The sequence below is a fragment of the Veillonella parvula genome (assembly GCF_047241225.1).
GTDB classification, from domain to species: domain Bacteria; phylum Bacillota; class Negativicutes; order Veillonellales; family Veillonellaceae; genus Veillonella; species Veillonella parvula_O.
This window is the reverse complement of record NZ_JBKTIE010000010.1, coordinates 1-4,159: the sequence shown is the minus strand read 5'-3', so window position 1 is coordinate 4,159 and position 4,159 is coordinate 1. Positions and strand designations below refer to the sequence as shown.

The window sequence follows — 4,159 nt, the reverse complement described above, 5'->3', positions numbered from 1 at the left end:
CGATAGTTACCTTGTCGCCAGCTTTAATGGTACCGTTTTCACCGTCAATTGTTACGTTGCCAGCTTTAATAGTACCTTTATTGCCATCGATTGTAACTTTATCACCAGCCTTGATTGTGCCTGTAGTACCGTCCAACGCAATTTGTTTTGTAGCATCAGAGCCCAATGTTATTGTATCTTTTAGTTTCACTTCGTAATTTGTACCACTACCCGCCTTACTTGATGAAACTACTTCAATATTATTACTGCCGCTTACAGTTGTCTTTGCACCAGATATAGCACTATCTAATTGATTTTTATTAACTGCATCTGTGCCGTTCACACCAGGTCCTACATTGGTAATCGTATTACCGCCGTTGTTTAAACCATCTTTTGTGAGGCTTACCTTATTACCACCAGCAGGATTAATTGTCATACCATCACCGTTGATAACAGTATTATTACCACCGTTTGTGAAAGTTGTGGATGTTAATCCTTGTAATTCTTTGGCCAATTTTACATTTAATGTACCATTACCGTCAGATACAACGCCAATATTATTGTCAGATAACTTAGCTGCATCAGCACCACCTTTGATAGTTACGGTATCACCTAATTTTCTGTTGCTTACAGCACCAGTATCACCAGCGAAATTCAAACCCTTATCAAGAGTCTTATTAATATTCACGATATCCCCGGCATTTTTCGCAATGTTTTGTTTATTATCGGCGATGTCCTGCTTGTTTTTATTGATATCATTCTTATTATTAGCGATATCTCCGGCATTTTTATCAATAGCGGACTTATTCGTGTTAACTTTATCGTTAACCTTCTTCAATTGATCTTCAGTAGCGCCACGACCAAATACAGCTACAGGATGATCTACATCCCAGTCCGTATTGGTAAGACCTGTTACATGACCTGTAGTGCCGTCCACAGTTACAGGATGTGCCGCTGTCGTACCGCCTACAGTAATCTTATCACCTAAGCCAACAGTATATTCCTTACCGCCTGCTGCATTTGTACCTTCTGTTACGGTTACATTCGTATCCTTTGCTTTTACACTAGATGCCTTCGCAGTACCGCCGATAGCCTTTTGTAATTGGCTGTAGTTAACCGCATCATTAGGATTGCTACCGTCCGCCACGTTGGTAATCTTTTGATTGTTCGCATTGATACCGTTTGGCGTTACATAAGTCTTACCGTCTACAGTTAAGCCACCATTATTGATCGTTGTATTTCCGGCTGTAACACTGTCCAAACCTGTCAATGTTTTAGCTAGTTTCACATTCAACGTATCCGATCCATTAGATACAACACCAATATTGTTATCAGACAATTTTGTCGGATCAGTCACACCACCGATAATATTCGTCTGTTCACCAAGTTTACGAGTAAATTGATTAGCTGTAGCCGATGCAGCTTTCACATCACCGGCATATGCCACACCCTTATCCATCTCTGAAGTAACAGCATGCAATTGACTACCATTGATAGCATCCGTAGAAGTAGCGGAAATACGACCTGCTGCTACATTAGTAACGGTCCGTTCCATGCCTGCCTTGCCTACACTTACGGTAGATGCTGGGTTAATACCTGCAAAGTTATGTACAGTCCCGTTAATAGTTGCAGAAGGTGTCGCCACAGCTGCTGCTGTTTCAGAACCTGTACCCAATGCTACAGCACTTTCATTATCTACCTTTGTATTATTACCGAGAGCCACAGCATTTTTCGCTGTTACGGAAGCATTGTTCCCGAGAACCATAGCTCCATCAGCGGAAACATTGGAATTACTACCTACTGCATAAGAACTATCGGCTGTAATACTATTCTTATAGCCGAATGCACCAGACATATTACCCTTAACAGTACCGGCAGTAACAGTTGTAATTTTATCCTGGTCAGCACCTGCACCACTGCCGTTTGCTTCCGTCGTGGTCACAACAGTAGCGGAACCGATAGTATTTCCTGCACCAATAGCATACGCCTGATTGCCGTAAATCGTATTCTTAGAACCAACAGCAGCAGACTCTTTCCCGGATTTAGAACCGTCTTTCATATCTAAACCGACCTGGTTCGTATCACCGATAGAGGATGAACGATCACCATAAGCACCAACCTGTGTACCAAGAGCAAGAGAATTTATTCCCCAGCTACGTGCCATGATGCCGATACCTGTGCTGGCTACGCCTTTAGTCAAAGAGTTGATACCAATTGCTGTAGAGCCTGTACCATAGGCTTCACTCAATGTACCGATAGCCGTAGTTGCATCGCCGATAGCTGCTGTATTTGCATATTTACCTTTTACATTAATAGATGCCGAACCAAGAGTGCCCGCGAATTTATCTTCAATTTCCTTGTTAAAGCTCTTTTTAATACCGTTTCCTACAGCCAATTGAGGCACAGCTGTTTCCAATTCAGTACGAGCCATATCGATATCATCACCACCGATGGCAACAGATGAATTACCGATAGCTCTTGTATCTGCACCCAATGCAAGAGACTGTGTACCATAAGTTTTTGCAGTGCTACCAATAGCTACACCTTGAGCATATTTAGGATTAACAGTGCCACCAGCGTTCTTAATTTTTACATTTGTTTCCGCAGATGCACCGATAGCTACATCACCACGAGCACCGTAAGAAGCGGCATCCGCCCCCATAACAACAGCGCCAGATCCAGGATTTCCATGTTCCGTAGAAACAATACTCTTTGCGGAACGACCGATAACAACATCCCCATTTTCCAACGCTTGTGCACCATGACCGATAGCCACCGTACTTGTCGGAATATTTGTTCCTACAGTACTTTCACCGGTTGCCTTTGCACCTGTACCGATAGCAATAGAATTAGTACCTGTTGACTTTGCTGTTTCACCTATAGCAATGGAGGACGCTCCAGTGGCTTCACTATCCCAGCCCATAGCAGCTGCATTAGTTGCATCAGCTGTAGAGTTAGCACCAATAGCACGGGCACCTTGTGCTAATGCTTTTGCACCATTACCGATGGCTACGCCCCACTCACCGCGAGATTGAGAGCCGTTACCCATAGCAACAGCACCACCTTTAGACGCCTTTGCATTATTACCAAACGCCATGGATGAACCACCATAAGCACGCGCATTGGAACCGAAAGCCTGATCATTATCAAGGCCTATCAATTGATTAGCTTCATCAAATCCGGCACGTGCATTATTACCAAGGGCAAAGCCGTTCGTGGATTGTACGCGTGCTTCATTACCGATAGCTACGCCGTTATTAGCAATTGTGCGCGCATTACGACCAATAGCTACAGCTTGCGCACCTTGACCGATAGTGCTTGTACCAATAGCAATTGTATTGATATCCTTAGTTGTCGCATCATGACCGATGGCAATACCACCGCTCTTATCTGTAATACCTGGTGTTGCTGTAGCAGGGTTAACACTTACTGTAGCACCATGACCGATAGCGATACCGTTTTGGCTTTCAGATTCGGATGGATCATTTTTACCAACAGTAGCGTCTGTACCCATAGCCACACTATAGTCACCGCGAGCATTTGTTCTTTCACCTACAGCAATACCGCCGTCATTTTCTGCTGTCGCACCAGTACCTCTTGTAATAGGTGCCCCCAACGCATCCGTAGGCATCATAACGCCTGTCAACATAATGGCAACTGCTGTAGTACCTACCATTTTAGAGAATACAACCGACAAAGAGGAACGTTTCGTCATGTTCTTTGCTGTTTCTGCCACAACAACATAACAGCCCTTTGTGCGATTCCAAATCACTTTAAATACTCGATTCATTAATCTTTCTCCTTTAAAGCAAACTAACTATATCCACTTACATAAAAATCTTAGAAATAAATCGATAATCAATGAGAATATATCGATATTTTTAAAAATATATTACTAAAATACCACATATTTCTGAAAAAGTAAAATTTTTTTCATTTTATTTTCATGAAATTATACGTTTAGATTATTTCGATATATAAAAAAATATCGAGGTACTACCCACTCGGACAGTCCTCGATATTCTTATTCATTCTATTAAATTATTTTATTGAATTGTGGGCGCATTAATCGCTTTGCGAAGGTCTACTGTAGAAAGTTCGTCCATCGCAGGAGCCATTTTTTCGTCCACAGGTTTCACGCGATTATTGCCGTCTTTCATAGCTTCGTTCAAGCTGAAGA

The 4,159-nt window shown here is 42.5% G+C and carries 1 protein-coding gene; it reads right to left on the bottom strand.

Features of this window, described 5'->3' with window-relative positions; translation table 11 throughout:
* Window positions 1–3,769 (bottom strand): ESPR-type extended signal peptide-containing protein (locus ACLRYO_RS09505; RefSeq protein ID WP_413084866.1); only part of this gene is annotated, 3,769 nt, incomplete at its 3' end.
* Between the last annotated feature and the right edge of the window lie 390 nt (window positions 3,770–4,159).